23 protein-coding genes are annotated in these 25,554 nt (G+C 48.8%); 6 read left to right on the forward strand and 17 right to left on the reverse strand.

What is annotated here, in order from left to right:
* Positions 1-29: 29 nt before the first annotated feature.
* Complete coding sequence (locus tag D328_RS0108705; protein WP_018884604.1) at positions 30-1,919, reverse strand: beta-glucoside-specific PTS transporter subunit IIABC; 1,890 nt, start codon at positions 1,917-1,919, stop codon at positions 30-32.
* 321 nt (positions 1,920-2,240) lie between these two features.
* Between D328_RS0108705 and D328_RS0108710 the strand changes: the two genes are divergently transcribed.
* Together D328_RS0108710 and D328_RS0108715 are read left to right on the forward strand one after the other, a co-directional pair.
* Positions 2,241-2,645 carry a CidA/LrgA family protein gene (locus D328_RS0108710; RefSeq protein WP_018884605.1) on the forward strand — a complete coding sequence of 135 codons (405 nt, stop codon included), beginning with the start codon at positions 2,241-2,243 and terminating at the stop codon, positions 2,643-2,645.
* Positions 2,615-3,304 (forward strand): LrgB family protein, encoded by a 690-nt coding sequence (locus D328_RS0108715; RefSeq protein WP_018884606.1) that lies wholly within the window; start codon positions 2,615-2,617, stop codon positions 3,302-3,304. Before D328_RS0108710 ends, D328_RS0108715 begins: the two co-directional genes overlap by 31 nt.
* A 9-nt stretch (positions 3,305-3,313) precedes the next feature.
* Here the strand turns inward: D328_RS0108715 and D328_RS0108720 are convergent, their stop codons facing one another.
* The 10 genes from D328_RS0108720 to D328_RS0108765 all read right to left on the reverse strand — a co-directional run bounded on the left by D328_RS0108720 (position 3,314) and on the right by D328_RS0108765 (position 14,660).
* Positions 3,314-3,502: a nitroreductase family protein gene (locus tag D328_RS0108720; protein ID WP_205622113.1), complete on the reverse strand. Its 189-nt coding sequence runs from the start codon at positions 3,500-3,502 to the stop codon at positions 3,314-3,316.
* A gap of 104 nt (positions 3,503-3,606) precedes the next feature.
* Positions 3,607-4,083, reverse strand: coding sequence for a hypothetical protein (locus tag D328_RS0108725; protein ID WP_018884608.1), 477 nt, complete (start codon positions 4,081-4,083; stop codon positions 3,607-3,609).
* A gap of 335 nt (positions 4,084-4,418) precedes the next feature.
* Positions 4,419-5,396, reverse strand: coding sequence for a class II fructose-bisphosphatase (gene glpX, locus D328_RS0108730; protein ID WP_018884609.1), 978 nt, complete (start codon positions 5,394-5,396; stop codon positions 4,419-4,421).
* Between the two features lie 60 nt (positions 5,397-5,456).
* Positions 5,457-6,260 carry a pyruvate, water dikinase regulatory protein gene (locus tag D328_RS0108735; protein ID WP_018884610.1) on the reverse strand — a complete coding sequence of 268 codons (804 nt, stop codon included), beginning with the start codon at positions 6,258-6,260 and terminating at the stop codon, positions 5,457-5,459.
* Positions 6,261-6,273: 13 nt separating this feature from the next.
* Positions 6,274-6,894, reverse strand: a complete 621-nt coding sequence (locus D328_RS0108740) for a helix-turn-helix transcriptional regulator (protein WP_018884611.1) — start codon at positions 6,892-6,894, stop codon at positions 6,274-6,276.
* 376 nt (positions 6,895-7,270) lie between these two features.
* Positions 7,271-7,756, reverse strand: coding sequence for a hypothetical protein (locus tag D328_RS0108745; protein WP_018884612.1), 486 nt, complete (start codon positions 7,754-7,756; stop codon positions 7,271-7,273).
* Complete coding sequence (locus D328_RS0108750; RefSeq protein WP_018884613.1) at positions 7,756-8,550, reverse strand: DUF3100 domain-containing protein; 795 nt, start codon at positions 8,548-8,550, stop codon at positions 7,756-7,758. Before D328_RS0108750 ends, D328_RS0108745 begins: the two co-directional genes overlap by 1 nt.
* A gap of 90 nt (positions 8,551-8,640) precedes the next feature.
* Positions 8,641-9,930: a M20/M25/M40 family metallo-hydrolase gene (locus D328_RS0108755; protein ID WP_018884614.1), complete on the reverse strand. Its 1,290-nt coding sequence runs from the start codon at positions 9,928-9,930 to the stop codon at positions 8,641-8,643.
* A gap of 303 nt (positions 9,931-10,233) precedes the next feature.
* Positions 10,234-12,318: an assimilatory nitrate reductase catalytic subunit NasC gene (gene nasC / locus D328_RS0108760; RefSeq protein WP_018884615.1), complete on the reverse strand. Its 2,085-nt coding sequence runs from the start codon at positions 12,316-12,318 to the stop codon at positions 10,234-10,236.
* 167 nt (positions 12,319-12,485) lie between these two features.
* Positions 12,486-14,660, reverse strand: a complete 2,175-nt coding sequence (locus D328_RS0108765; RefSeq protein ID WP_026281082.1) for an FAD-dependent oxidoreductase — start codon at positions 14,658-14,660, stop codon at positions 12,486-12,488.
* Between the two features lie 482 nt (positions 14,661-15,142).
* On the opposite strand from D328_RS0108765, the gene D328_RS0108770 reads away from it, so the two are divergent.
* On the forward strand, positions 15,143-16,360 hold the full coding sequence (locus D328_RS0108770) for an MFS transporter (RefSeq protein ID WP_018884617.1): 1,218 nt from the start codon (positions 15,143-15,145) through the stop codon (positions 16,358-16,360).
* Between the two features lie 149 nt (positions 16,361-16,509).
* Here the strand turns inward: D328_RS0108770 and D328_RS0108775 are convergent, their stop codons facing one another.
* The 3 genes from D328_RS0108775 to nirB form a co-directional block, all read right to left on the reverse strand.
* On the reverse strand, positions 16,510-17,046 hold the full coding sequence (locus D328_RS0108775) for a GNAT family N-acetyltransferase (RefSeq protein WP_018884618.1): 537 nt from the start codon (positions 17,044-17,046) through the stop codon (positions 16,510-16,512).
* 359 nt (positions 17,047-17,405) lie between these two features.
* On the reverse strand, positions 17,406-17,729 hold the full coding sequence (nirD, locus tag D328_RS0108780) for a nitrite reductase small subunit NirD (RefSeq protein WP_018884619.1): 324 nt from the start codon (positions 17,727-17,729) through the stop codon (positions 17,406-17,408).
* 20 nt (positions 17,730-17,749) lie between these two features.
* The gene (gene nirB / locus D328_RS0108785; protein ID WP_018884620.1) at positions 17,750-20,179 is read right to left on the reverse strand and encodes a nitrite reductase large subunit NirB; all 2,430 of its coding nucleotides are present in this window, start codon (positions 20,177-20,179) and stop codon (positions 17,750-17,752) included.
* 431 nt (positions 20,180-20,610) lie between these two features.
* Here nirB and D328_RS0108795 point away from each other — a divergent pair, with 431 nt between their 5' ends.
* Together D328_RS0108795 and D328_RS0108800 are read left to right on the forward strand one after the other, a co-directional pair.
* Complete coding sequence (locus D328_RS0108795) at positions 20,611-21,189, forward strand: ANTAR domain-containing response regulator (RefSeq protein WP_018884622.1); 579 nt, start codon at positions 20,611-20,613, stop codon at positions 21,187-21,189.
* Between the two features lie 23 nt (positions 21,190-21,212).
* Positions 21,213-22,271 carry an anthranilate phosphoribosyltransferase gene (locus tag D328_RS0108800; RefSeq protein WP_018884623.1) on the forward strand — a complete coding sequence of 353 codons (1,059 nt, stop codon included), beginning with the start codon at positions 21,213-21,215 and terminating at the stop codon, positions 22,269-22,271.
* A gap of 216 nt (positions 22,272-22,487) precedes the next feature.
* Here the strand turns inward: D328_RS0108800 and D328_RS0108805 are convergent, their stop codons facing one another.
* Together D328_RS0108805 and D328_RS0108810 are read right to left on the reverse strand one after the other, a co-directional pair.
* Positions 22,488-22,733, reverse strand: a complete 246-nt coding sequence (locus tag D328_RS0108805) for a hypothetical protein (protein ID WP_018884624.1) — start codon at positions 22,731-22,733, stop codon at positions 22,488-22,490.
* Positions 22,734-23,018: 285 nt separating this feature from the next.
* Positions 23,019-23,951: a family 43 glycosylhydrolase gene (locus D328_RS0108810; protein ID WP_018884625.1), complete on the reverse strand. Its 933-nt coding sequence runs from the start codon at positions 23,949-23,951 to the stop codon at positions 23,019-23,021.
* Positions 23,952-24,204: 253 nt separating this feature from the next.
* On the opposite strand from D328_RS0108810, the gene D328_RS28640 reads away from it, so the two are divergent.
* Positions 24,205-24,492: a hypothetical protein gene (locus D328_RS28640; RefSeq protein WP_018884626.1), complete on the forward strand. Its 288-nt coding sequence runs from the start codon at positions 24,205-24,207 to the stop codon at positions 24,490-24,492.
* Positions 24,493-24,577: 85 nt separating this feature from the next.
* Here D328_RS28640 and D328_RS0108820 read toward each other — a convergent pair whose 3' ends face one another.
* The gene (locus tag D328_RS0108820) at positions 24,578-25,537 is read right to left on the reverse strand and encodes a helix-turn-helix transcriptional regulator (protein WP_267879783.1); all 960 of its coding nucleotides are present in this window, start codon (positions 25,535-25,537) and stop codon (positions 24,578-24,580) included.
* Positions 25,538-25,554: the final 17 nt, after the last annotated feature.

A 25,554-nucleotide genomic window follows, 5' to 3' on the forward strand; every position in this document is an offset into this window, starting at 1 on the left:
AGTCTCAACCTCCATTTTTTAGTTTGTTATTATTCATGCAGCTTCAGCAGTGGCTCACGATACAAGACCTGGCGCTTGGCTGTCGTCTCTACACGGTGAAAAGTATTCAGATTCGTCACAATAACAGGCGTCGTCAGCTCAAGACCTGCTTGGCGAATCGCTTCCAGATCGAACTCCATCAGGAGTTCTCCTTCGCGAACCTGCTGCTGCTCCGTTACTTTTAGCTCGAACGGTGCTCCTTTGAGCTTAACGGTATTCAGTCCGACATGAATCAGGATTTCGAAGCCATCGTCTGCTGTAATGCCAATGGCATGCTTGCTCTTGGCTATGGATGTCACGGTTCCCGCGACCGGAGCATAGACTTTTCCTTCCTCTGGTAATATAGCTACCCCGTCCCCCATAGCACCGGAAGAGAATACCGGATCAGAGACTTCTTGAAGGGGAATGACCTGACCGCTAACAGGAGCAGATACACCTGTTTCTTGAGTGTCTGCTGCTGGAGTGGAAGAGGCTTGCTGTTGCACGGTCTCTGCCTTGCTCCTACCAGACGGTGCTACCTCTACTTGCTCCTCAAAGCCGAATATATAAGTCAGTACAGCCGTAATGACGAAGGCCGCGGTGATCCCAATCAGAAAATAGACAAAGGTATCGGTTGCAAAGGCAGGCAATGTCGTAACAGCTGGAAATACATAGGCAAGTACAGTGGAGTGGAACGCACCGATAAACGCACCACCGATCACACCCCCTATAATCTGGGCAATTAACGGGCGTTTCAGCTTCACTGAAATTCCGTACACAATCGGTTCCGTTACACCAGCCAGAATGGACGGCATCAAAGCGGATAAGGCATAGGCTTTCAGCTTCTTGTCCTTGGCCTTCAGGAACACTCCTAGCGCGGCACCGGAGGAAGCAAAGGTAGCTGCTGCGGAGGGCGGCTTGATCGTATCGAACCCATGCAGACTAAGGTTGTTCAGCATCGCCGGGACGATCCCCCAATGAAGTCCGAACATGACAAGCAGTGTCCAGCCCCCACCGATCAGAGCTCCCATGATGAGCCCGTTGGAGCTGCTGAGATAATTAATTCCTGATGCAATCCCATTTCCAAGATAGACACCCACCGGACCGACTGCAGCGGCGGCCAGTGGCACCATAATCATCAGGGATAGCAGCGGTACGGCGAACATCTGGATATTGGCGGGAATGATTTTTTTAAGATAACGTTCTAGGTAGGAAAATACCCAAATTGTCAGCATCGCCGGAATCAATGTACCTGTATAAGACATCAGTACGACTGGAATGCCGATAAAGCTGGTGACATCTCCGATGCTCTTCATCAGTCCTGTAAAATTCGGCTCAAGCAAGGCGCCCATGATGGTCAGGGACACGAACATATTCGCTCCGAAGTGCCTTGCCGTCGAGATGGCCAACAGCAGCGGCAGAAAATAAAATACGCTATTTCCAGCAGCTGCCAGAATCTTGTAAGTGCTGCTGTCCTGAGACAGCACCTCAAGCGTCGTGCTTAGAATCACCAGGACAGCCTTCAGCATCCCCGCCCCGGCTAAGGCCGGTACGATTGGCGTCATGATCCCGGACATCGTGTTGAAGAAGCGTGTGATCAGATTGCCGGATTTTTCACCTTTGGCCTCTTCCTTCGCCTCTCCTGCTGCCTTGATGTCATGCTGTGCAATGATCTCTTTGTATACAGCATGAACATCATTGCCGATGACCACCTGATACTGCCCGTTTCCTTGCACCACCGTTATTACTCCATCCAACTGCTCAAGCTGCTGCTTGTCCGCCTTTGCGAAATCCTTTAGCTTAAAGCGAAGCCTCGTCATGCAGTGATACAGTTCAACGACGTTCTCCTCGCCACCTACATGCTCTACAATACGATTGGAGAGCTCTGTAAATTTGCCCATTGTTTAATCCCCCTTAGCTGTGTCATGTGGTCTTGCGGGACGTGATCAGCAACAAAAAAAGACCTAAATCGTAAGAAGCGGCAGAATACATACGTATCCCATGCTCTACAATTTAGGTCTTGCCTGCTTTACCAGTAACAATCCCGTATTCGGTTAAGTACTTACCTCAACAAATTAGCATAGAAGATTTTTGATGTCAACGCTTACTTTTATACTCTTTTATTTCGGGTCTTGTAGAAACCGATAACGTTGGGATAAGATAGCTTTACATTTTTAGACTGCAAGGGGGCACATGGAGAGCGTTAGACTCCCCACAACACTATGAAAATCATCTCATTTTTCTTACAGCTTGCTCTACTCACTGCATTTTACGGTGCAGGGCTACTGCTTCAGACGCTCACTGGACTCCCGATTCCTGGCAGCATATTCGGGCTGTTGCTGTTGTTTGCAGCACTCAAACTACACATCGTTCCAGAGAATTGGGTCATGCATGGAGCTACATTTCTGCAGAAATACATTCCTCTCTTTCTGGTGCCTGCTACCGTCGGGGTCATAAACTACTTCCATGTGTTCACTGGTGGTGGACAGTGGCTAATCTGCATTGTGATATTCAGTACGCTGCTGACCATGGTTCTCTCGGGCAAAGCCACACAGTGGATCGCCAAGCTAACGTCAAATCCCGAGGAGGCTGCCACATGCTCGAAATCCTTCTCGAAGCAGCCATAGTTATAGCTATTGTGGTGATGTTCTCTGTACTGAACGCACTGTACCGGAAGCTCAAGTGGGCGATTCTCGTACCCAGCTTGACCTGCTGTGCGCTGATAATCATCCTCCTGCTGGGAATGGACATCTCTTATGACGTGTTCATGAGAGGTGGACAGTGGCTGAATTATTGTCTCGGTCCAGCTGTCGTAGCGTTAGCCTATCCCATGTACAAGCAGCTAGATCTTTTACTGAAGGAATGGCGGGCTGTACTTGGAGGAACCGCTGTCGGAATCATGACTGGCATGGTTAGCGGTATCGGGTTGGCTTTATGGATGGGCTATCCCACGGAGTTGATCATCTCACTACTGCCCAAGTCGATCACGACACCTGTGGCGATGGGGATTGCCGGAGGATTAGGCGGAAATGCATCTATTACCTCGGTATTTGTAATGATCGCCGGATTTACTGGGGTTGTACTGGGACCCGCTGTCTTCAGATGCTCTCGAATTACCAGTGGTATTGCCCAGGGCATCGGATTAGGAGCTGCTTCACACGCGCTTGGGACGAGCAAGGCGGCAGAAATCGGTCCTGTCGTGGTCTCTACCAGTACAGTGGCGCTTACGCTCAGTGCAGTGTTCGGCTCAATGTTGGCTCCGCTAATCGTATGGGTGCTATTATGATCTGCTTCTTCACCATATGATGCATAGCTCAATCAATTCGACCGGATTCCGCCGTGCTCCCTCAATCGGAACGATACCGAGTCTCATCGATTCGGCTGCAGCGATCTCAAAGCCCAGTGCAATCCTACATCTGTCACCCTCCACAATCGTCGATTCTGCGCTGTGCGAAATGGCAATCTCTTCTCCTGCCATTTCCATAGCTATCCGTACCTTGTTGAAATCCATGCAGAACAGCAAAAAAGTTCTCACTAAAGAAGCCAGAACTGAAAGCGGAAATTCTGCATGGCACGATATTATCGCTTCTACTTCACCTCTTTTTTCACAGGCCATTTCGTGTCAGAGCTTTTGAGAATAAGTTCTCCTTTGGGTAGACCAGGTCCACCGTAAATGGTTATTAAATACGTGCCTGAGGGAACAAGTGGATTACTATCATTATTTGCGATTTCTACCGTTTTACCTACTGCAACGGTCTCATTAAAAATAACCCTTTTCTTGCTGATGTGCTGTACCTCAACTCTATAGGGTGCTGCTCCTGTATTTTTTGCATACAATTTTATATTTGGATAACCAGCTGTCACAGAAAAGGTATTCGTAGGGTCCATTGCATTCCCCTTCAAATCCCAAGTTAGTGAATCCTTGATTAAAGGGCTAGCTTCAATGATTTCATTTCCTTCTTCAGATGCTGAAACATCATATGCCGAAACAGCACTATACACTCCAGCAATAAGTGAAACAGACAATACAGTTGCGCCCATAATCTTCGTAACTTTATTTGTCATTGATTTAAGTTCCTTTCCGTTTAATTCTTATATTCTAGCATAGTTAAATTCAACCGTCCAAATTAGTAATATTATTACAACAAACTATTTAGGAGCATCCTATATTCAGCATATAAACCAGCTTTACCTAACACGACTATAGGAAATAAAAGGACTCCTGCCACCATAAAAAACATTTATAAGATACAAAAAGAGCGTACCCGAGCAGACTGCCCAAGTACGCCAAGTACGGAGTATTACACAATGGCAATAAAGTCAAAGCTATATTAACCAGATTCCAATCGTGCTGGATTGAAATACGGATAATACCGAACTACAAATCTAACTTCATAGAATTAATAGGAGACCGCAGCGGCCAGATCACTTTGCAGTAGCGGCAAGCGGTGCATGCTGCGCACGAACCGTACCGTCTTCGTCTCCGAATACATGACCACGGAATGCGTCTCGGCCTGATTGCGCGGCAGGTACTTCACACCTGGCAGGAAGTCGCCAGGAGTTACTCCCGTGGCTACGAACAGCACGCCCTGGCCACCGACCATCGCATCCATACTCAGCAATGCATCCGGGTGCTGCAAGCCCATCCGAATGCAGCGGGCCACATCCTCATCGCTTTCAGGAAGCAAGCGCCCCTGAATTTCACCACCCATGCATTTCAGTGCAGCTGCCGCCAGAACCCCTTCAGGGGCACCGCCGGACCCCACATACATATCCACACCGCTATCTGTGCAGGTTTCAATCGCCGCCATAACATCCCCATGACCGAGCAATTTGATACGTACGCCTGCTTTACGCAGGACACTGATCAGATGCTCGTGACGGGTACGGTCCAGGATGGAGACTGTGAGGTCAGACAGGGACTTATCCAGAATACGTGATGCCTTAATCAAGGTGTCCTCCATGGAATCATCCAATGAGAGCTTGCCGGCCAGCTCCGGTCCCACAGCCAGCTTCTGCATATAGATATCAGGAGCGTGCAGCAAGCTGCCCGCTGGAGCAGCGGCAATGACGGACAGGGCATTATTCAGCCCGTTAGCCACCGTCTCTGTGCCTTCCAATGGATCCACAGCAATATCAATTTTGGGCCCCTTCCGGTTACCTACCTTTTCACCGATATACAGCATGGGGGCTTCATCCATCTCGCCTTCGCCAATGACGACGGTGCCGTCCATGGATACTGAATTAAAATGAGTTCGAATGGCTACGGTAGCGGCATCATCTGCACTATGCTTGTCACCGCGACCTGTCCATCTGGCGGATTCCAAAGCAGCCGCTTCTGTAATACGTACCAACTCCAAGGCCAATTGACTTTCCATAACCATCATCCCTCCATATATATGCTTCTTGTTGAATTTGTAAGCAAGCGATAACTAGCGTTACAGCTCTTTAGTAATAAGACCCGCCGTCTCTTCAATCGCCTTATCCGTCACGTCAATAACCGGGCAACCCAGCTCGGCGAACAGCTTCATAGCATAATCAATTTCCTCCTGAATACGCTCCAGTGTGGCGTACTGCACATTATGCGGCAGTCCCATGACCTTCAAGCGTTCACTGCGAATCTTCAACAGATCCTCTGGCTTGATCGTTAAGCCGAATATTTTACCAGGCAATGCTTCCCATAGCTGCGCAGGTGGCGTCAGCTCTGGAACGAGCGGGAAGTTCACTGTCTTGAAGCCCTTGTGTGCTAAAAACATCGAGAGTGGCGTCTTGGATATGCGCGAGACACCCAGCAATATGATATCCGCTCTTTGTATTGCGCTTACATCCTTGCCATCGTCGTATTGTACTGCGAAGTCAATCGCTTCCACTCGCCGAAAATACGTATCATCCAGTCGATGGAGCAGACCCGGCTTCTCCTTGGGATCATTGTTGAAGGTATCAGCCATCGCTTGCATCATCGGACCCATCACATCCACAGCCCGCACATTCAATCTGACCGCTTCCTCCTTGATGAGCTCTCGCAGCTCCGGCTGGACCAGTGTATAGGCCACAAATCCACCACGCCTTGCGACCTCCTCCATCATCTGGGTCAGTTCCTCTTCATCTCTTACATTCATATATCGTTTGATCTCTGTGTTCGGCAGCTCGAACTGTCTCATCGTAGCCAGCACTACCGCCTCGGCTGTCTCGCCAATCGAGTCTGAGCATACCGCTATAAAATGACTTGAAGACTGAACCATCCCATTCCTCCCACTATTCCTCTGCTACCATATCCAGCAACATTTTAATGATATTCGTCTTGGTAATGCGACCTACAACCTTCCATTGCTCCCCTGGCGAGTCCGACTCTACCGGAATGACGACTGGAAGACTGTCAATCTGATGAGAAATAATCTTGCGAGCTGCGTCCATAATGGTGTCTTCCGGAGATACTGTGACCACATTCGGTTGCCTGGTCATAATCATACTCACCGGAATCGCACCTGCTGTAGGATTGCCGAGTGTGACCTTAAGAAAATCCTTCCGCGAGGCTACACCTGCCAGATGTCCGTGCTCATCGGTAACGATCAGATTCCCGACATTAGCCAGAAAAAGAGATACTACAGCATCCTGAATCGTCGTCGTCTCCCGGACAATCACGGGTACGCTATGAATGTCTCCTACCTTCATTTGCAGAAGTCGGAATTTCTCATCCCGGTTCTGTGTACCACGCTTGCCGAGAAAGTAGCCTACCTTGGGCTTGGCATCAATATAATTCAAGATTACCAGCTTGGACAGGTCTGTCCGCAGGGTGGGCCGACTGACATTCAGCATTTCTGCAATCTGCTCACCAGTAATCGGTGCATGCTTTTGTACAATATTTACAATATCCATTTGTCTTGGTGTTAGTTCGATCGTCAATCCCTCCGCTTCCGTTCCATGCAGGCTGTGCAGGTCCCGGAATCCACATCGTGTCGCTGACCGCTATATCTGTTCAGCACCGTTATCATTATCCCGCCGCCCGCCTCCTTCATGAGGTCTATTATGATGCCAGTCAGAAGGTAATTTACCAACTTATTGCTTTATTGATTCATATAATACGTCATATATATTTTATATGCAACATTATTACCCCAATATAAGTCATAATTATTTTCTATGACTGTTATTGTGATTCATAATGGAAAGTGATGTTTCATGGTACTAAGTGAAATAAAAAAGCCCCCTGTCCAATATTCTGGATCAGCGGGCTTATGAAATCAGTTATAAATTATCTTCCAGCCAGTGACAAACCAATTTCCGAGATGACTGCACTTCCCAAATACGTGCCGGTGAAGACGAATACAGCTACAATGGCAATTTTCCAGGAAGTCTTCCGCAGATCCACCAGCCTGTCTGCTACTGAAATGCCTGCAAATGTAAGGATCGGGGTTGTAATCGATAAGAAATTGACATTGGCAATAGCCGTAATGAACACATCCGATATCAGACAGCATATAAGAGAAGTAATCGATACCCAGCCCAATACTGGAAAGTCCGCCAGGAATTTGATCGGCTGTCTCTTCATTACCTCAGCAATCAGGATTCCAATGAACGAGAACAACCACAGCACAGCCAGACCGGATATCGTCCCTAGACCGACATGGCCACCCTCGCCCGCACGCCAGAATTTGACTTGCTCAGTGAAGAGAATAAGAGACACGCTTAGCAGCATGATCAACGCATATTTACCATATTTATGAACCACCGGATTCATTAACGATCACCTCTTACCATGAATTTGTACATGAAGCGCTGCAGGGGAACGGCCAGGAAGACCATGGTATAGGTGCCCAGGAAACTGGTTAGCAGTTGGCTTGCTGCCGCGTAGCCGTTGATCGTCTCCGTCATCTCCGGGTTGATCGCTATTAGAGCCGAGGATGCGCCTGTCATCATACTGGCAGAGCCGACGCCTGCGGACATGGCTAATGCTTCAATCGAGAAGCCCATCGCATGCAAGATCGGAGCAATAATGCTGAAGAACAGCGTACCAAACAATGTACCTATAATATAAAGAGACAATACGCCTCTTCCTTCAGACGAATCCAGGGTATACTTTTCAGAAATATAAGCGAGTTCTCCTTCACGTCCAAGTCCCAGTGTCGATCCAATGGCTTCTCTTCTCAATCCCAGCAAGATCGCGATAGGGAGCCCGAGCAAGATCGTTCCGAGGTTGCCAATCTCCTGAAGCAGGAACACCCAGCCTACCTCGAGGATCTGATCCAGCTTCGGCGCTACATCGGCCCCGTAACGAGCCATTAGCGGAAGCATGATGAAAATCAAGTATTTACTGGCGAAGTTCACATTCGTCTTGCTGTAAATTTTGGTCATGATGCCTTTGCGCAGAACGGGAATACCTAATACCATAGTGATCAGAATAGCGAATACAAGCGGAAGCAGACTAATACGGATGTTACCTACGGGAATGGATTGAATACCAATGAACTCTGCCACAGTAATGATTAATAGCACGAAAGCAAGCAGATAAATATAGGATTTCGTTCTAGTCATAGTTCAGGCTAACCTCATTTCTAGTCTTATGTTCAGATCTGTGCTGGCTCTCATCACAATTCACAATGAATTGTATGTTATTACTATCTATTAGCTAAAGGGATGTTCAGTCTTGGATTGGGGAGGCTCAACGATGGATGCTAACAGTTGCTCATAAGAAGCAAAGCTTCTCCGATACAACCGACTGCGGTCAATGCTTCCGCTCATTCGCTCCAGCACTTGCGTCAGGAACCTTGGGAACACCTCATAGATGAACTCCGGATCAATGTCCTTGAAATCATCCCCATGGATCGTCCCCGTGAAGCCACTGTAGCCGATCTGAATACATGGCATCATGTAGGCCAGATCACCAATGTCCCCTGCTGCACTGATCGCGTTATTATTGTAGATATCCTCGATTTCATCGTTGGCAAGGAAGGCCTCTCGCACGAATTCGGACAGATAACGATCCTGCACAAAGGGCAAATATCCCATTTGAGTAGCGATGTCTACCTCACCCTGAAGAGCCAGTGCACTTCCCAAAGCAGCCTTGTCCATCGTCTGGGCAGCTATCTTCATGTAATCCACGGTTTGGGTGCGAAGATCACTGCCAACAGTAATATGATTAGGGATTACATTCGTGGACATATCGGACTGCAATACAATCGGGTTCATTCGAATCTTCTCTGTATCACGCAGCTGCTGTCGAGCCAGACCAAGCGCTACATTGAACAACGTAGACATGCTGTATGCATTTTTACCACTGAAGGGATCGAAGCCTGCATGCGAGGCTTGTCCTTTGAAGGTATATTTTTTGTACAAAAAGCCTGCCAGGTCACAATTAATCTCAATCGTTCTGCGCTCGAACTCCCCACCCATAGCGTGCACACAAATGCCAACATCAATATCATCGAAGACGCCGAGCTTCATCGCTTCCGGCTTGCCGCCATAATAGGAGATCTTGCCTTCCTCAAGCAACTGATCCCGATAGGCCAGGTCCAGGTACTCTTCCGCAGGCACGAAGACAAAGGTGAGCGCATAATCCAACGCTTCATAAGCTTTGGTGTTGTAGTAGTATTGATAGAGAGCAAGTGCGATGGCAACCTGGGTATAGTGCCCACAGTTGTGAGCCGCACCTGTTGCAGGATCGGCCTGCCAATGCGAGGGTGCATAAACAGCATCCAGCTCGGCAATGAACGCAATATTTAGCGACTTGCCGGTACCCAGAGTAGTCTTGAGCCCTGTGGTGCTGAAGCTCTCCAGCTCAATATCAGGGTTCACGCGCTGAAGAAAATCCTTTACCAGTTTATTGGTCTGAAATTCCTTATAGCCAAGCTCTGGATTTTGGAATATCGTTCGAGAAATAGCGTGGATTTCTGAAAAACTCGATTTAAAGTCCATAATTTTCTCCTTATTTCCGAAAGATTTCACACAATAATGAAAACAATGTTACTTTATATCTTTTCATGCTGTCAATCACAAATTAATAAAAATTAACATTTTGCAGGCAGTTTAAAGCTCCAAAAGAGATGGAGTTCCATGATGCAAAGATCCTGTCCAGCATGCACATAAGAAGGCAAGCATCCGCATAAATACTACGGATACTTGCCTTTTCACATCTGCTTCCTCTGATCTGTCGACACTCCACGTAATTCACTACATTTCTGTAGATCCTACTTTCCTACATGCTGTTCAACAGCTCGGTTAGTCCAGAGTTGCTGTCCGTATCCGAACAGCGGCCGTTTTGAAGCCTGGCATTTTGCAGAATGGGTCCAGCGCCGGATTCGTAGCCTTGTTCACATTCTGAATGCCGCCCCAATGCATGGGGACGAAGATCGTATCTGGGCGAATTGCAGCACTGTACTTACTGCGCACAGTGAAGCTGCCCCGCCGGGATGATATCTCTACCCATTCACCTTCCCTAATCCGGTATTGTTGAGCTGTTTGCGGATGAATTTCCACGAAGTTATGCAGCTGTCTGGCAGCCAGTGCAGGACTGCGACGGGTCTGTACCCCCGTCAGATAATGAGCCAGCACCCTTCCATTAGTTAAGGTCAATGGATACTCTCCATCCGGGAATTCTGTCTGCTGAGGAAGCTGGAACGGTGCGAAGACCGCTTTTCCATCTGCATGGGCGAATCGCTCTGCAAATAGCATGCCTGTACCCGGATGTTCCTCTGCGGGACAGGGCCAGTAAATTCCTCCCTCTTGTCTCAGACGTTCATAGGTTATTCCATAATAATCTGCAGTTCCGCCTTTGCTCGCAATCCGTAGCTCTTCGAATATTTCTTCAGCCGACGTATACTGGAAGTATTGCTCCTTGCTCAGGCTCCGTGCCAACTCCCGCAGAATCATCCAATCATGCCAAGCTTCGCCTGGAGGGGGCTGAACGGCCTCACGCAGAAGCACACGTCCCTCCAGATTCGTCATGGTTCCCGTGTTCTCCAGATAGGACGTTACCGGCAGTACGACATCTGCCATCCGCGCAGTCTCAGACAGGTACATATCTGCAACGATGAGGCAATCCAGCTTCTTCAAGCCCTCTTCCACTCGATCTGCATGCGGACTAGAGACGACAGGATTGGAGCCCATAATGAACAGCGTACGGATCTCCTGTGAATTCATCCGTTCAAGTAGTTCATAAGCGGATACACCTTGGCGCGGCAGATCCTCCGGTTGTATTCCCCATACAGAAGCAATATAAGCACGATCCGCATCGTTCTCAATGGATCTGTATCCTGGCAGCTGGTCGGCCTTCTGTCCATGTTCTCTTCCGCCTTGCCCATTGCCTTGTCCGGTCACCGCTCCATAACCGCAGCCTTCGCGTCCAATCTTGCCTGTAGCGAGCACGAGGTTCAGCAGTCCCCTCACAGCCAGATGACCGTCCGTCTGCTGCTCCACTCCTCGCGCTGTAAATATAATTCCTGTCGGAGCATCGCCGTACATGATGGCGGCTGTACGCACTTGCTCAAGCGCGAGCCCACAACGATCAGCCATCTCAGCCAGATCAAGCCCGGCTAGCTCAGCTTGCAGCTCTGCATAGCCTTCCGTTCGACTAGCAACAAAATCCTCATCAACCAGTCCCTCAGAGACGATGATCTTCATGAACATAGCAGCCAGAATAGCATCCGTGCCCGGCTTGATTTGCAGGTGAATATCTGCGAGGGCAGCCGTAGCTGTATGTCTTGGGTCGATCACAATGATCTTCGTCCCCTTCTCCTTGGCCTGGAGAAAATACGGCATTAACGTAGGCTGGCATTCCGCTATGTTGGTACCCGCCAGAATAATACAAGAAGCTGCGGCAATATCAGACAGACGGCAGGTCATCCCACGATCCATGCCGAACGTTTTGACGCCCGCCGAAGCTGCTGCTGACATGCAAAAACGACCATTATAGTCTATATATCTAGTGCCAAGCGCCACCCTGGCGAACTTACCCAGCATGTAGGCCGTCTCGTTGGTCAATGAGCCACCCCCATATACACCGATAGCATTCTGACCAAACCGGGATGTGGTCTGCTTGAATTGTGCACCTACCAGACTCAGCGCCTCCGCCCAGCTAGCAGGGGTAAGCTCGCCATTTTTTCGGATCAGCGGCTGCTTCAGGCGATCGCGACCCTGTGCGTGCTGATGGGCATTTTGCCCTTTGACACATAATCTTCCTTGGGAAGCCGCGTTAGGAGCTCCTTGGACAACGAACGACCTGCCCTGTGGTGTTCTCTCCTCCAGCCGTATATCAGCCTTGCATTGTACACTGCAAAAAGGACATTGCGTCAATGTAGTTAGCATCCCTTTTTCCCCATTTCTATTTAGGATGAATTATGCTCATTGCCATCTAAGATGAATGGTGCTCCGTGCCATCCTAGATGAATAATGTTCATTCCCTCGCTAGCTATGTCCATTCGATAACGCTGTCTTTTCTCCAGCTGTGCTCTACCTTGCTTACTCTCTCTTTTCTATGTTTGCTCTAATGGCACTCTCACACGGCGTTGGATCGAGTCCACTAAGCTTGCTCTCTGTTCCAGATCCAGTAACTGTTCACGCACCGTGGTGAGTCCTATCCGCTCCAGCCACTCAGACATTCGTTCATCATACTCGCTGGTATGTCTGTAGAGCTGCAAGCATGCCATTAGAAGCTGAAGCGCATGCTCCTCATCCTCTTCCACCCCGACAAGCTGTGCCTCACGGGTAGGCGAGTGTGAATGACCGCCAGCATAGACTTCCCAGCCTATGGGACTTCGCATAAGTCCAATCGGTTGTACGTGCAGGACCAGAATGGGATCGTTGATAGTATTGACGACAGCGTTGACCCTAGTTGGAAACACTATACCGCTCCAGCTCTCTGAGAGTCGACTCGCTAGTCTTCTCCCCTGTTCAGCCAATGCTCCCGACATAGGGTCAGCAGAATGACTCATCACATACAAGCTGTTGCCTGAAGTGGTCAGATCCTGATGATCCGATACTTTGTGAGTCTGCTGCAATCCTTGTTTTTCATGCAAAATATCAATGTAATATTCAATTGCAGGCATGCAGAGTCCACAGCCAGCCGATGACCGCCAGCCTAGCCTAGCCATAGCCGCTACAGTCGTCAGGCCTGGATCAGATTCGCAAAGTTCGCGCAATTGGCTACATACGTCAGCGTGAGTCAGATCAGTGCATTCACATAGTGGCGCCTTCCTCTGGACTGGCGAAGCAGCAGCTTGGCTAGTGTTTCCCATATCTGTATGAGCGTACTGTACCAACGCCTTGACGATATTGAGACATCCGCCACAGGAGCCGGAGGCTTTGGTGTGTGCTCTGACTTCCTCCGCTGACTGCAGATTATGCTCACGTATTGTATTCATGATCGTTCGCTTGCTCACTGCGTTACATGCGCAGACGGTCTCCTGATCCGGCATGGAAGCCACCAGACTCAATGATCCATCGTTGCCTGTATCCGCCCGAGCAGCTGTCATTGCCGCTAATTCACTGACAGACGCGCTGCTGCGTACCATGCCTACCAAAGTCGTTCCTTCCATCGTATCACCGAATAGCACAGCACTATGCACGACACCATTCTTGGCCGTTATCCGCTTGTAAGTACGACGAATGCCATCATATTGCTGGATAACCGTTTCTGTCCCGGGCTCACTCAGATTGCCAACCGAGAATACATCGACCCCCGAAATCTTTAGCTTTGAATAAGGGATGGAGCCTCGGTACCCCTCATGCTCATGTCCGCACAGATGTGCAGCGAGCGCTTTGGCCTGCTCGTATAATGGTGCAACCAGACCGTAGGTAATCCCGCGATGCTCTGCGCATTCCCCTACAGCGTAGATATGCGGCTGGCTTGTTCTCATATAATCATCCACCACGATCGCCCGCCCCATCTGTAGACCGCAGTTCTTGGCTAGCGCAACATTCGGACGTATACCGATGGCCATCACCACAATATCCGCCTTCAGCTCTGTGCCATCTGTGAATTCGAGGCCAGTAACCTGCTTCTTGCCCTTAATTCTCTTCGTATCCGCTGATAAACGAAATTGCATACCTTGGCCTTCCAGCTCCGCCTGCAGCATCCCGGCCGCTGGCTCATCCAACTGGCGGTTCATCAAATATGAGGTGTTGTGCACAACAACGACTTCCATTCCCAAGTGCAGCAGCCCTCGCGCAGCCTCAAGCCCCAATAGTCCGCCACCAATGACAACTGCCTTCCTATAGCGCTGGGAATATTCCACCATTCTGCTGCAATCCTCAATATTTCGAAATGAGATCACACCCTCTAGGTCCACACCCGGAAGTGCCGGAATGAAAGAGGATGAGCCGGTAGCTATGATTAAGAGCTCGTACGTACGACAAGTCCCTGCAGTCGTCAAGACAGTTCGGGCATGCGGATCAATATCAATAACCCGTTCTCCCGTAATCAGTTCAATGCCATGCTCTGCATACCAGCTATAATCGTTTAGAATGATATCATTTAACTCAGCCCCGCCTTGCAGCATTTTGGATAGCATAATCCGGTTATAGTTGGGTTGCTGCTCATCCCCAATGACCGTAATATCGAATTGGTCTGGTGCGAGCTGTATAATCTCTTCTACGCATTTGATTCCAGCCATTCCGTTACCAATGATGAGTAGTTTAGTTCTCTCCATGGCACTCCCCACTTCCAGCTCCCAGCTTGTATTAATAGCTCTCATTCATCTAAGTCAGAAAACCTGACTCAATCGTTCACCTGCAGCGCAAAAGCGTCTTTGCGAACGTTCCCTCTCCTGTAGACAGAAAAAGCCCTTTTCCATTAAAAGAAAAGGGCTCCATTGCCGATTACACACAGCACCTCGTTGTGCTGCTCATATTAGTTCTAATATAATCTGCAATTTTAAATAAGTCAATAAAATTAACATCAAAAAGGGTTCAAAAACGAAAATTCAGGTTTTTATAAAATTATGTGTCATGAATATTGACATTTAATATTTTGGTTTTTATAATTTGAATCAAAATAACATGGCTACATGTTCATCCAGCGAAGGCACAATGACGTGCTATTTCGTGTCGGCAAAGAGGCCGCCAACTTATGTCATCAGGACAAGTTGCGGCCTCTTTTTGGGTTGAGCAGGCTATACAGAGGAGTGGTTAGATGGATAAGACGAGTTTTTGGAAAAGCGGGCACAAGCCTACCCTATTAAGTTCATTTTTGTATTTCGACATCAGCTTCATGATCTGGGGCATGATCGGGCCACTTAGCGTACTCATTGCCCTCGATTACCCCATGGACCCGGTGCAAAAAGCCAACCTGGTAGCTCTCCCGGTGCTAGGCGGCTCCATATTACGTCTGTTGCTCGGCTTTCTGTCCGATTACATCGGTCCAAAGCTAACGGGGCAACTGGGAATGGCCACGACCTTTATTCCTTTGTTACTGGGATGGCTATGGGTCGATTCGCTGGATCAGCTCTATCTTGTAGCGCTGCTGCTCGGCGTAGCTGGCGCTTCCTTCGCAGCCGCCCTGCCACTTGCAAGTCAGTGGTATCCCAAGGAGCATCAGGGATTGGCCATGGGGATTGCCGGTGCAGGCAACAGCGGTACAGTCCTCGCGACCCTGTTCGCCAATCGGATCGCTGAGCACTTCGGAAGCTGGAAGATCGTGTTTGGCCTGGCTGCAATTCCGATGTTCATCGTCTTTATCCTGTTCTCCATCCTAGCCTCCAATAGCCCCAATCGCCCTGCACCCAAGCGTCTAAGCCATTATGCCAAGGTGCTGAGCCAAGGGGATGCCTGGGTATTCTGTCTACTCTATTGCGTAACGTTTGGTGGTTTCGTAGGCTTGGCGAATTATCTTACTATTTTCTTCAACGTGCAATATGGCCTGTCCGCTATTCAAGCTGCTGACATCGCAACCATATGTATTATCGCAGGTAGCTTCTTCAGACCAGTAGGTGGTTATCTGTCAGATCGCTTTGGCGGCATCAAGGTACTTACAATGCTTTACGGAGGTGCGGCACTCATGCTGGCAGGTGTATCCTTCCTGCCATCACTGCCTGTAGTCGTTGCCCTTCTGTTCATGGGTATGATGTGCCTTGGTGCAGGCAACGGCTCTGTATTCCAACTCGTGCCACAGCGTTTCTCTAATGAAATTGGATTAATGACAGGCATTGTTGGTGCAGCAGGCGGTCTCGGCGGATACGCGCTGCCATTAATACTCGGCAATATGTATAAGGCTACAGGCTCCTACTCTCTCGGCTTTATTACGATCGGTATGGTAGCTGTGCTGGCCCTGATCCTGCTGCTCGTCATGCAGCTCAAGTGGCGCTATACCTGGCTGTCCTTGAGCACCAAGCGGGCGGGCGAGACTGCATAAACAGAGAAGAAATTCAAGGGACTTATCCCAGGCGATTGATTCGTCCGGGGTAGGTCTCTTTTATTGCAATTATAGATATCACAGCATTTGGCATCATTCGATTCCCATCACTCTTGGAATTCTGTAATGATGAATGAATGCATGCATGGCTAATCTTGAGGCTTCATTATGGACAGCATAATGTGCTCCTCCCACTTGCCAGCAATCATCACATCTTTTCGAGCCAGACCCTCTTCTCGGAAGCCTGCCTTCTCAAGCACTCTTAACGAGCCAGCATTATGAGGCATTACACCTGCTTCAATACAATGAAGATCCAAATTTCCAAACGCATACTGAACCACTAAATTCACGGCTTCCGTGGCATAGCCTTTACCGTTATGCTCCTTATCCAAAAGGTATCCCATGGTCGCTTTATGAAGGGAGCCTCGATTGACATGAAATAGTTGGATCGTGCCAATCAGTAGATCGTCTGTATTGGTAAAGATACCAAAGTAATAGCCTTCTTCCCTCTGAGCATCCAGTTGCTTCTGTGCAATTAGGTTCGCCTGACCTTTGAGGGTATAGAAATTCTCCTCGCGGGACACAGCATATTTCTCAAAAAATGCGCGATTATCCGTCTGCAACCTAAGGCTCTGATGAACATCTTCTTGATCCAGCGGTCTAAAGTAGATTTGGGTTCCTCTCAACTGATTTCCTCCAGTACAGGTTAATAGCTGTTATATAAATTAATATTATAATAGTAAGCTTGTTCCTTCTACCAGTGTTTTAACCAGAGTAATGGTGAGTGTCGTGTCGTTACAAGCGTAGGCATCCATTCAGGCAAAAAAAAAGAAGAGCGACCAGCTTCGGGGATTGACTCCTGTCTCACATACAGGGGTCAGTCCCTTGCCAGCCCTCACCTTCTTTTACATTTCAGCGCCCCAATCATTTCATCACATCATATCAGGCAGTTGTGGCGTTATTCATGCAACCGCACGCGACGCATCCATCACTAGCCCGTTCCATATTTCATACAGTTTGATCTGCCATTAAGCGCGATAGGCTTCTACGCTCCATTGACCAGAATGTAGACATCCCCACTTTGTTCATCAATCTCTGTGGCAAAAGTAGTCACTCTTCCTACATCCGGCTCATGTACATTGCCGCTTGCCAGATCGATCTTCCAATCATGCAACGGACAATGGACCTTGTGACCGCAGACCATCCCTTCAGACAGCTTTCCTCCTTTGTGAGGACAGTGATTCTCCAGCGCCTTGATGCTTCCATCTTGCAAGCGAAATAATGCTACCTCTTTATCCTCTATGCGAAGGGTTCTTGCACCCAATTTGTCGATCTCACTCAGGTGTGCTACGCGAATCTTGCTCTCCATCTCTTTTTCCCCCTCCTATATTACTCTGTTACAGCCTGCAGGCCAGCTAAAGGTTCGAAATTCTTGCGAAGTCCGCCGTCCTCGACGATCTCTTTCCAAGGATCTCTAGTGTAGCTTAACGTCTCATCAAGTCTGCCTTGCAGGCGCTTGCGCTCCTCTGGGTCCGAGAGGGCTGTCTTAACCGCTTCAATACCGACGCGCTCCATCCAGTGGGCCGTACGCTCATTCCAGGTGGCCTGCTCACGATAATATTGCAAATAGGCCGATGACCATTCCAGCACTTCCGCTTCTGTCTTGACGGTGCAGAGCAGCTCCGCTGCACGTACCTTGATGCCTCCATTACCGCCGACATACAATTCCCAGCCTCCATCAATGGCTACAATCCCGACGTCTTTGATGGCAGCCTCTGCACAGTTACGCGGACAGCCGGAGACAGCAAGCTTAACCTTTGCTGGCGCATTCATCCGTTCAAATGCCTTTTCCAGCTTAATGCCCATATCCATTGCATCCTGTGTGCCAAAGCGGCAGAACGTATTACCTACACATGTCTTTACCGTTCTCAGCGTCTTGCCATAAGCATGCCCGGAAGGCATATCCAGCTCCTCCCAGATCTTTGGCAGGTCCTCCTTCTTGACACCAAGTAAATCCAGCCGCTGTCCACCTGTGAACTTCACCAAAGGAACCTCGTACTTCTCAGCGACATCTGCAATCTTCTTCAGATCAGCTGGCGAGGTGACTCCACCATAGATTCTAGGTACTACGGAATAAGTACCATCCTTTTGAATGTTGGCATGGTAGCGTTCATTGGTGAAGCGGGATTCCTTCTCGTCCACATATTCAGCCGGCCATAGCATACCCAGGTAATAGTTCAGGGCAGGGCGGCACTTGGAGCAGCCTCCGTCCTCTTCCCATCCCAGCACATTCATAACTTCCTTGACAGTCATCAGACCCATTTCTTTAATGCTGTCTACGATCTCATCCCGACTCAGCGAGGTACAGCCACAGATACCTTCCTTGACCGATGTCGCCTCATCTCCCGCATATAAATGAAGGAGACCCTCCACCAGTGGCTTACAGCCTCCGCAAGAAGCAGACGCCTTCGTGCAAGCCTTGATCTCGCCGACTGTGCGACAACCGCCAGCAACAGCGTCTGCAATGTCCTTCTTGCTCACACCATTACAGCCGCAGATGATCTCGTCATCACTCATGGCCTCAAGCATGGCCGAGCCTGAATTACCGGCTTGACCTGGCGCATATCCGAGCAGAAGCTCTTTTTCCCGGCCAGCAATGGACTCACCACTTTTAATCAGCGAGAACAAGGACGCTCCATCGGAGGTATCCCCGAACAATACAGCTCCGACGAGACGCTCGTCGCGGATGACAATCTTTTTATACACACCATCTATTTCGTCCTGATACCGCATGGAGCGCATACCTGGCTCATCGTTATAATAGCCTGCAGAGAATACATCCACACCAGACACCTTCAGCTTGGTGGAGGTTAAGGAGCCTGCGTAGCCCTCGCTACCAATTCCCGCCAGCTGCTTGGCTAGTACAGCCCCTTGCTCATATAGTGGAGCTACAAGACCATACGCAATCCCGCGATGCTCTGCACATTCACCTACAGCATAGATATCCGGGATGCTGGTATGCATGAAGTCATCCACAATAATCCCGCGGTTCGTATCTAGGCCTGCGGATTTGGCTAATTCAATATTGGGCTTGATCCCGACGGCCATCACGACCAGATCTGCTTCCAGAGTGGTGCCATCCGCGAAACGAAGTCCATTCGCCCGCTTGCGACCCATGATCTCTGCAGTCTGGTGGCTTAGCAGGAACTTCATTCCTTGAGCTTCCAACTCACGCTGCAGCATCACAGAGGCCGGTCTATCCAGTTGGCGATCCATGAGCCCTTCACTATTATGAATGACAGATACATCCATCCCCAGATTCAAAAGTCCACGTGCTGCTTCAAGGCCCAGCAGGCCACCACCGATGACGGCTGCCTTGCTGTATTTCTTGGCGCTCTCCATCATCGTGTGACAATCTTGGATGTTGCGGAAGCCGATGACACCCTCTTTATTCGCTCCTGGAAGAGGTAGAATGAAGGCATTGGAGCCTGTGGCAATAAGCAGCACATCATAGGCTACCTCCATGCCCTTGAGAGATCTTACCACCTTATTCGCAGGATCAATGTGCTGGACTGGATCCCCTGTGTGAAGGTGAATCCCGTTTTCTTCATACCAATCCCAGTCATTAATGACGATATCGCGAATATCCGACCCTCCCGCCAGGACCGTCGACAGCATAATGCGGTTGTAATTCGGGTGCGGCTCCTCTCCAAAAACAGTGATCTCATACGCATCAGGAGCAAGCTTCAACAAATGCTCTATTGTTCGTATACCCGCCATTCCATTCCCGATCAGTACCAGTTTCTTTGCACTTCCCATCCTACATATCCCCCTTCTGCGAGCTTCAAGCCTTATGGCAGCACGGAAACAGAAAAAGCCCGCTCATGCGCAAAGAGACATCGCTCTATGCTACACGAAGACGGGCTTCATTGCCGCTTCCAGACAGATACGCCGTTGTATCCATCAGATTAATGACCTTGTAAGTTAAGGTAATATTAGCTTTAATATAAAAGGAATTCACGACCATGTCAACTATCTTTACGCAAAAAGTGTTTAACTTATAAAGTAACAGAAGAATAAGGTAAAAAGAGGCAATAAAAATCACATTTTCAGAAAAAAATGATTGCTTTTTTGTTAAAACACCTCCAGAATGTACGAAAAGACACCAATACTGATGCGAAACCTGCTCGTTAGCAAGTAATCATATGTCAGGTTATATAACCCGATACTACAGGAGGGAAATTCCCAGCATGCGTTCTTTTCTTATTATTGACGCCCAACCGCCGGAGAATCTTTCCAAATATCATCCTGAATCCATCATGTTATCCTACGGTTATCAGGTGCATCCTTCCGGTAGCGAGGCTATCGTTCGTGAGTCCATCCAGCATGCGGATGCCATGATCCTACACCTGCCACTCTCTTCAATAGAGACATGGGGAAATACCCTCGTCAAGCAGAGGTCTTTACCTATCTTCTGGTGGTGCAGCACCGAGACGGCCCAGTCGTCGCTGCAGGATTGCGAAGTAAATGTATCCATTGACGGAGTGCTTACCCCATCTATGACGGAGCAGGAGCTTCACTGGTCACTGCATTTTGGAGAAAAGCGATTCTTCGAGCGGCAGCACTGGCATAGCGAACGGGAGCAACTGCACGCACGTCTGGAGGAGCGGAAATGGATTGATAAAGCTAAGGGGATACTTGGACAAATTAACGGCATACCCGAGGCCGAAGCCTATGACGTCCTGCGCAAGAAGGCCATGAATGATCGCAAACGTATTGTCGATGTAGCGATATCTATTGTCAAAGCGCACGAAATGCTTAGAGCATAGTAATCCGAGAAGGAGAATTGACGATGAATATGATCGATGTCTTGAAGGAGGTTGGACGTGGCAAACGCGGAGCCCGTGACCTCACCTACGAAGAAGCCTTGCAGGCCGCAGAGCATATTCTTGGCGGCACAGCCACACCGGCACAGATCGGTGCCTTCCTTGCTGCGGAGCGCATCAAGATGGAGAGCGTGGAGGAGCTTGAGGCATTCGTGCTAACCTGCCGTAAGCATGCTCAGCGACCTGCACTGCAGCAAGGCATTGATTTTGCTGGCCCCTATGACGGTAGAGTCTCGTCCTTCATTGCCACTTTTCCAACAGCGTTTCTGCTTGCAGCAGCGGGCTTACCAGTCACACTTCACGGAACCTCTCCGCTCCCTCCAAAATGGGGCATTACATTGTCTATACTCCTGAAGGAGCTGGGAATTCATCCTGAACAGGCGGCTAACGAGCTCATGGCCAGGGCAGCGGTAACTTCAGGAGTGACCTATATGCATGCCGAAGCATGGTGCCAACCGCTCAAAAGGCTTCGCTCCATTCGTGAGGAACTGGGACTACGTACTGTACTGAATACCATGGAAAAGCTGGTGGACTACAACCATTCACCTTACATCGTGTTCGGCGTTTTCCATAATACGGTATTCGAACGAACTGCCAAGCTCCTGAATCGCTTGAATTACCAAAGTGCATTGATTATTCAGGGCGTTGAAGGGTCGGAGGATCTTCACATTAACAGACCTACCCGCACTTACCGGTTGGATGCTGGTCATACGACCATGGAGGTCATTGATCCGGAAATGTTCGGTCTGGAGGCTGAGCTGCCAGAGATGACCTGGACCCCTGCTGCCCAAATTCGAGTTACTGAAGAGGTCCTGCGCGGTGAAGGGCACATGGCATTCATGAATCAGGTATTGCTGAATGGGGCAGTCCGCCTGCATGTCGCTGGCCGTGTGGATTCTATTGAGGAAGGAATCTATACCTGCAAGCTCCTGTTGGAGAACGGCGAAGCCTGGCGCACCTATACCGGCTGGCGTTCCGTTATGCAAGAGAGTCTACAGGCGGAGGCACCCTCTTCCAGTCGTTAAGGATGTTAAAGATGTCACGCAAAAAAACGTCTTTTGACGTACTTCCACGAGAAGAAAGACCGCGTTTGGGTGAAAGTTTCTTACGATATCGAATTTGCTCAGCTTCGCTAAAACTTATAAATTCAATTATATTCGAAAAAAAAAGCTCTCCCGACAACGACGGTTCGGGAAAGCTTTTTTCCTATTGCTGACTTGGACCACTCTGCTTGCAAGCAGCTATCTGTATGTACGACTCGACATGTAGTAGGTCTGCGAAGGGGCTACATGCTGTGACTGAAAATAAATGCTATGGTCTGTCTGAATCGCATTTGAAGTTGACTGGTCTGCAGGTCGGGTACTTACATTCATTCCGTCTGTTCCTTGAGGTGCCAGATAACCGATGATGCAGGCCAGCAAAAAGCATACAGCGCTAAGCAATGCCGCTCTTGCCCGAGGGTGTCGATCTGCGTAATCCCGTAGCATGACATCCATCCTTTTCAATGAGTTTCCTAAGATACTCATAGCATATCATGGCTGACAGATCGCAGTAACTTGCCTGAGACGAGGATTTAACCTCGACTTTAGTCTAAGTCTCCCCCTAGACCCACAGTTCAAGCCCCCTCCTGTCGTTACAACCTTTTCACCTAAACAAAAGATATTCACTCGACCAGAGGACTTGATGTATTGCCTGTATTGCCCATGTGTATGCTTAATAATCCCAGCCTGTCCCACTATGGATAAGCCTGTCTGCGTGGACCAGACTACAGACTACAAAAGCGGTCGTGATAGCCTCAGCTCACATTCCGCATTGCGATCACACCGAAGTGTGCCCCCCTCTACCTTGAGCTTGGCGACCTGGATGGACGTTCTGCGCTGCCCATAGGTAGTAAGCTCTTCATGAGATGAGCTTCGCCCCGGATGGGTGAAGTAAAAGATATACGCCTCTTCTCCCTGAACGACCACATCTGCATGTAGCCCTACCCCAGAATCGTCTTGACGTGTACCTGACTGCTCCAGAATGAGACCTGTTCGCTCCCACTGCTCGGCATCCGTCGATCGAAATACTCCCTGCCCTCTCCATTCGTCCACGATCATCCAGTAGGAATCGGACATGAAAAATACATTCGGTCCTTCATGTGCGCAATGCGTCAGCACCGGGCCCACCACTTCCCAATCGACCAGATTTATACTATCCGCAGCATACGTGTGGGAATGATTAGCCTCATCCTTGTACCACAACCGGAATGTACCATCTGGCAAAGGATACACACACGCGTCAATGACTCGATCTGAGCTAAGGGACAGCCGCCCCATTAGCGTCCACTGCTGAAGATCAGGACTCGTGTAATGAATAATATGCCGCTCATGTCCAGCCCACTCCGTAGGCACACCTTGAATGTAGCTCACATACATATGATAAGTACCTTTATGATAAATGATTTCCGGTGCCCAGAATGTATTTCGTCCCCATTCAAATTCAAGTCCTTGAAGTGTCCCTCGGTATAACCAGCTTCGCCCCTCGTCTCTGGATACAGCGACTCCCAGATCAGTTCCGTGTACCCAGGCTACACCTGGCCCCTCCACCGTTGCTCTGCGATTTGTGTAAATCATCCACCATTCCTCTGTAACATGGTTCCAGATTACGGTAGGATCTGCTGCTCCATCCATGATAGGATCTCTGAATAAAGGACTGCTCTTCATAAACACTCTCTCCTTCGGATTTAAATATAGAAATACAGAATCCAGAATCGAATTTCGTTAACAATATAGTTGATATATTCATAAATATATTACTATATTTCAACCAGAGAATACTACATCCTTCATCCGATGGATAAAAAAGATAATATTATTACTTTCAGTCCCATAATTTTCTTGAAAAGTGATATAGAATCATATAATATAGAACAAGAGTTTCCATACATACAAAAAAAGAAATGGGGTTAATTACAACATGTCAACACACGTACAATCCAACTTATCCAAACCAAACGCAGATTTTTCCAGTCATCCACCAATGTCTGTGAAAGATTGGATGATCACAATTCTGATTCTGGCGATTCCTGTGGTCAACTTGATCATGATGTTCGTTTGGGCATTCGGAGGCGGAGCAAATCCTAGCAAAGCCAATTATTGCAAAGCTGCTTTGATCTGGGCTGCCATCGGTCTTGTAATCTACGGTATCATCATGGTTCTTACACTGGTAGTCTTCGCATCTGCAACGAGCAGCCTTAGCTATTAATACATGTTGTCCTGATTCGGAAATGTGTAGCTGCATCAGGAACAGCCAGACGTCAATACTGACGTCTGGCTGTTCTATTTTTGCTTTAACTATTCTTTATCTTCGCTTCGTATTCTATTCTTTCTTTATAATCTCGGTTCCGCAAATGCTCTACGGCCTTTTGATGTCTAATCAGCAGCTGTTCCCGAACTTTATCAGGCTTCAATACCGTCAATTCCGCACCGAAGGACATTAGGAAGGAATATAACCGCTCGCCTTCTTCAATATGCACAGACACTCTAAGCCTTCCATCCACCTCACGCCGAATGCTGAGCGGGTCAAAATAATCAGGCACCCTGTAGGCAATCGCTCGCGAGAACAACATCTCAAGCTGAACCATCTCATGCTCCTCATGCACTCGTTCCTCTACTGAAGCGGCTGAGCTTGAATCAGCTACCTCTGACACAAACCGTAGCTCTGTGATCCGTTTGATCTTGTACGTCTCTAAGCCCGCCTCCTGCTGTGCTATATACTTTATACCTTTGAAATACCACGAATTGTTCTTGAAAATGAGCTTGACTGGCTGTGCCGTCTCCTTGCTCGCCCCTCCATTGGAGTCCACATAGTCAAATGAAATCAATTGTCTCGTGAATATTCCTTGCTTCACCTGATTGAATAGCTCCATCTCCTCGGCAGGAGCACTGTCCCATGGCGAATATTCGAACTCGATCCAATCCAGCTTATGGTCGAATAGGGTTGTGAGACGTTTAAGCATATGAGCACTGTTCAGATGAGGTATCGCACTGACACTGTATAGCCCCAGCAAAATCTCGTTCTGTTCATCCTCGCTCAGCAGAGACTTGTCCATGACATAGTTATCCATCAAATGGATGCCACCATGCTTCCCCATCGTGGTATAAATCGGGATGCCGGCAGCACTTAGACGATCAATATCACGGTATACCGTGCGTACAGATATCTCGAACAGCCGAGCCAGCTCGGGGGCTGTCGTTTTCTTTTTTTCCAGTAACAATAACAGCATTCTGAATAACCGGTTCTGTTCCATATCCTGAGTATACCATG

The sequence above is a fragment of the Paenibacillus massiliensis 2301065 = DSM 16942 genome, assembly GCF_000377505.1.
Taxonomy (GTDB): Bacteria; Bacillota; Bacilli; order Paenibacillales; family Paenibacillaceae; genus Paenibacillus; species Paenibacillus massiliensis.